The organism is Nostoc sp. (genome assembly GCF_041747015.1).
Classification (GTDB): Bacteria; Cyanobacteriota; Cyanobacteriia; order Cyanobacteriales; family Nostocaceae; genus Nostoc.
Map to the genome: position 1 here is coordinate 1 of NZ_JBGTFY010000254.1, position 4,459 is coordinate 4,459.

A 4,459-nucleotide genomic window follows, 5' to 3' on the forward strand; every position below is an offset into this window, starting at 1 on the left:
CAGCAAGATTGGTTAACTGATGATGAATTACTCACTCTTATGCAAGATGTTTTCATTCCTGTGGGGTTTACGCGGTTTCGCTTAACTGGCGGTGAACCATTGCTGCGTCCGAGTGTAGTGGAATTAGTAAGAGCGATCGCATCTTTCCCCCAAACCCAAGACCTTTCGATGACTACAAATGGTTTTTTACTGGCTGGGATGGCACAAAACCTTTACGAGGCTGGACTGCGGCGAATAAATATTAGCCTCGACTCTCTCAATTCAGAAACTTTTGACTCTATTATCGGCAATCGCGGTCGTTCCCGTTGGCAGCAAGTTTGGGAAGGTATTCAGCTAGCCTATAAGGTGGGATTCAACCCTCTGAAGCTGAATGTAGTAGTGATTCCCGGTGTCAATGACCATGAAGTTTTAGACTTAGCTGCCTTGACAATTAATCGACAATGGCACATCCGGTTTATTGAATTCATGCCAATTGGGAATGCTCAGTTATTTGATAATAAAGGTTGGGTGGATTCAGCCGAATTACGCCAGCGCATAGGCGATGCTTTTGGTTTGACCCAATCGCAAGTTCTTGGCAACGGTCCAGCCGACGTATTTCAGATTCCAGGGGCAAAAGGTACGCTCGGCTTCATTAGCCAAATGTCGGAGTGTTTTTGCGAATTCTGTAACCGGATGCGGCTCTCAGCTGATGGCTGGCTGCGACCGTGTTTGCTGAATGAAACGGGACAATTTGACTTGAAAAGCGCTCTGCGTAATGGAACTGAGCCTACTATTTTGCAAGAGCAAGTACAACAGCTATTAAGACTTAAACCTGAAATCAGTTTCAAGCAACAAAACTCTGGAACATCTTCGGGTGCTTATACCCGCACAATGTCTCAAATTGGCGGTTGAATTTAAACATTTAATCCTATCTGGTGTAAACAAAAACTAATGACTACTGAATTAATTCCTCGATTATCGTCTGCGAGTGGATCTCATCCTCATGATGCCTTTGCTATTTCTATTGCTCCACTCTCTATTGAAGATGTCTATGGTCTAACTGACGCTCCTGCCAACGGCGCTATCGTCATGATGAGCGGTACGGTACGAAATAACACCAATGGTAGACCTGTTATGGCGCTAGAGTATCAAGCATACGAGCCGATGGCAATTGAAGTGTTTCGACTTATTGCATCTGACATCCGTAAAACATGGGCTGAGATTAATCGTGTTACGATCTACCATCGAGTAGGTAGGCTTCTAGTTGGAGACATTAGTGTACTTGTGGCAGTGGGTTGCGCTCATCGGTCTGAAGCATTTACTGCTTGCCAGTACGCTATCGACACCCTCAAGCACAACGCCCCAATCTGGAAGAAGGAACACTGGAGTGATGGCTCAAGTAGTTGGGTCAGTATTGGAGCCTGTGAACTAAATGATGGAGCTAACTGTTGAGATTTTGAGCAAAACCGTTATGTCTGAAAGTACCGTTAATGTCACCGTGAAGCTATTTGCAGTCTACCAAGAAGCTTATAGAGTTCCAGAACTCAAGTTACAGTTTCCTGTAGGAGCTACCTTAGTAGATGTGTGCGATCGCCTGATTGCAGAACATCCCAACCTTGAACAATGGCGTAAAATTACCCGCTTTGGCATTAATCTTCAGTTCGTCAAACCAGGTACAGTGTTGCAAAACGAAGATGAAATAGTGCTGATTCCTCCAGTTAGTGGCGGCTAACAAAGGCAGGCTTTTAATGCGGCGATTACTTAATTTATTCGTAACGAGCGCACCACTGCACTTAAGTTTAGTAGTTAAAATCCTTAATTTAAGCCAAACAATAGTCAAAGTTGAAAAACTTAAAAGTGATTTTTAATGAGAAGAAAACGCATCATTACCTTAATTACTTGGCTAACTACAGCAGTAGTTTTTACTGTAAGCTTTAGCGCTATTAGAATTTTCCCAGTCCGCGCCCAACGCACGCCTTTGACAGTATCGGCTGCCATTAGTTTGACCAATGCCATGCAAGAGATTAGAACTATTTACCAAAATGGCAATCCAAACGTTAATATTACCTATAATTTTGCAAGTTCCAGTGCTTTGCAGCAGCAAATTGAACAAGGAGCGCCCGTTGATGTGTTTTTCTCTGCCGCTGGTAAACAAATGGATGCTTTGCAGCAAAAAAACTTCCTAGTTCCAGGGACCCGGAAAACCTTACTGACTAACCGCCTTGTCTTGATTACGCCTAAAAATGCTCCCGCCTTAACGAGCTTCAGAAACTTGACTAATTCTCAACTGAGGCGAATTGCGATCGCCGAACCAAGGAGCGTCCCGGCGGGGCAATATGCTCAAGAACTCCTTACCAATTTAAAACTTTTGCACTTGCTCAAATTAAAACTCATTTACGGCAACAACGTGCGTCAGGTATTGACCTACGTTGAGACAGGTAATGTCGATGCAGGAATCGTTTACACCACAGATGCCCAAGAATCAACCTCTGTGACGGTGGGAGCAACAGCACCGTCCAATTTACATTTACCCATTGTTTATCCAGTCGCCGCCCTAAAGAGTAGCAGAAATGTTACTGCTGTCAGGAATTTTGTCCAATTCTTATCTAGCAGCCAAGCAAGAGCAGTGTTTCAAAAATACGGCTTCGGTATAGCTACATAACATCTCCAATTAATCCATTCCAACTAAAAATTAATGGGATTTGATTTATCGCCTCTATGGATATCTCTTAAATCAGCCTTTGCTGCTACTATCATTGCCTTCTTTTTAGGAATTGCCGCTGCTCGGTGGATGATTGACTATCGCGGTAAAGGTAAAGGTCTAATTGAAGGACTGTTGATTTCTCCCCTGGTTTTGCCACCAACAGTGGTCGGATTTTTGTTGCTGTTACTGTTAGGCAGAAACGGTTTCCTTGGACAGTTGTTAGCACAAATGGGAGTAACAGTCATTTTCTCGTGGTCGGCTACGGTCATCGCTGCCACAGTAGTTGCCTTTCCACTGATGTACAAAACGGCACAAGGAGCGTTTTCCCAAGTTGACACCAATTTGCTTCGAGCCGCGCGGACCCTTGGAGCATCTGAATTAACAATTTTCTGGCAAGTTGTCATACCTTTAGCTTATCCAGGGATTGTTGCTGGAACCATTCTTACTTTTGCTCGTGCCTTGGGTGAATTCGGTGCCACTTTGATGCTGGCTGGCAATATCCCAGGACAAACGCAGACTATCCCAGTTGCTATCTATTTTGCAGTGGAAGCAGGCGATATGCAGCAAGCTTCTATCTGGGTGCTGGTAATTTTGGCTATAACTCTAACTGTTCTTATCGCCGTAAGTTTCTGGTCAGATTATCCTAACTCTTTTGCTGTTGGTGCTAAGAGAGAAATGCTTGCGTCCAGCAGCGTTACTCCTAATTGGTTGCCTTTGAAATCAACGACCGATAGCAGGGGACTGATGGTAGATATACAAAAGCAACTGAAAAGTTTTGCTCTAGAAACGTCGTTTACAGCCGAGTCGGACACTTTGGGGTTATTGGGGGCTTCGGGTGCGGGGAAAAGTATGATTCTCCGGTGTATCGCGGGGCTGGAAACTCCTAGTTACGGTCGTATTGTCTTAAATGGACGAGTGTTATTTGACTCAAAGCAGGGAATTAATTTGCCGTCTGGCGTTCGCCGTATTGGTTTTTTATTTCAGAACTACGCTCTGTTTCCCCACTTGAGCGTGTCTCAAAACATTGGCTTTGGCTTGCAACAACTACCCAAACTAGAACGCGCTCGGCGGATAAACGCCCAAATTTCTCTTATGCAGTTATCAGGACTAGAAAACCGCTATCCTCAACAACTATCTGGCGGTCAGCAACAGCGCGTTGCCTTAGCTAGAGCTTTAGCTATCCAACCAGAGGCAATCTTACTTGACGAACCGTTTTCTGCTTTAGACACGCACTTGCGTAGCCAGTTAGAAAAGTATCTAATTGAGACTCTTTCCACATACCAAGGTGTCAGCTTGTTTGTCTCCCACAATTTAGAAGAAGCCTATCGCGTCTGCAAAAACCTCTTGGTACTTTCGGAAGGCAAAATATCTACTTACGGTTCTAAAGAAAGCATCTTCGAGCGTCCCCACACAGTAGGCATTGCCCAACTTACTGGATGCAAAAACTTTTCTCGCGCTCAGGTAGTCTCGCCTTATACACTTGAAGCTGCTGATTGGGGTTGCACCCTCCGCACCATTGAGCCGATGCCGAGCCATCTTACCTATGTAGGAATTCGCGCCCATCAGCTAACTTTCCCAAATGACTCAAACCATGATAATACCTTCCCTTGCTGGCTAGTTCAAACCAGTGAAACTCCTCACCGAATGACCCTGTATCTGAAACTGCACCATCCTTCCCATGATCGCAGTGACTACCACTTGCAAGCGGAGGTGTTCAAAGAAAAGTGGGCTGTGCTGAAAGACTGCCCTTATCCTTGGTACGTTTGTTTAGAGCCG

Annotated in this window: 5 protein-coding genes; all 5 read left to right on the top strand. The window is 44.8% G+C overall.

Annotated elements, in window-relative coordinates; translation table 11 throughout:
- Window positions 1-891, top strand: an 891-nt coding sequence (locus tag ACEW80_RS21020) for a GTP 3',8-cyclase MoaA (protein ID WP_373528454.1), incomplete at its 5' end; no start/stop codon positions are given.
- A gap of 39 nt (window positions 892-930) precedes the next feature.
- On the top strand, window positions 931-1,431 hold the full coding sequence (locus ACEW80_RS21025; RefSeq protein WP_373528455.1) for a molybdenum cofactor biosynthesis protein MoaE: 501 nt from the start codon (window positions 931-933) through the stop codon (window positions 1,429-1,431).
- Between the two features lie 19 nt (window positions 1,432-1,450).
- A complete protein-coding gene (locus ACEW80_RS21030; RefSeq protein ID WP_373528456.1) occupies window positions 1,451-1,711 on the top strand; it encodes a MoaD/ThiS family protein in 261 nt (86 codons plus the stop codon).
- A gap of 135 nt (window positions 1,712-1,846) precedes the next feature.
- A complete protein-coding gene (gene modA, locus ACEW80_RS21035) occupies window positions 1,847-2,641 on the top strand; it encodes a molybdate ABC transporter substrate-binding protein (protein ID WP_373528457.1) in 795 nt (264 codons plus the stop codon).
- Window positions 2,642-2,674: 33 nt separating this feature from the next.
- The coding region (gene modB, locus ACEW80_RS21040; RefSeq protein ID WP_373528458.1) for a molybdate ABC transporter permease subunit at window positions 2,675-4,459 on the top strand (1,785 nt) is incomplete at its 3' end.

What these genes read in the sequence shown, in the direction of transcription:
- ACEW80_RS21025 (WP_373528455.1), top strand. Translation starts at nt 931, where the DNA reads ATGACTACTGAATTAATTCCTCGATTATCGTCTGCGAGTGGATCTCAT.
- ACEW80_RS21030 (WP_373528456.1), top strand. Translation starts at nt 1,451, where the DNA reads ATGTCTGAAAGTACCGTTAATGTCACCGTGAAGCTATTTGCAGTCTAC.
- modA (WP_373528457.1), top strand. Translation starts at nt 1,847, where the DNA reads ATGAGAAGAAAACGCATCATTACCTTAATTACTTGGCTAACTACAGCA.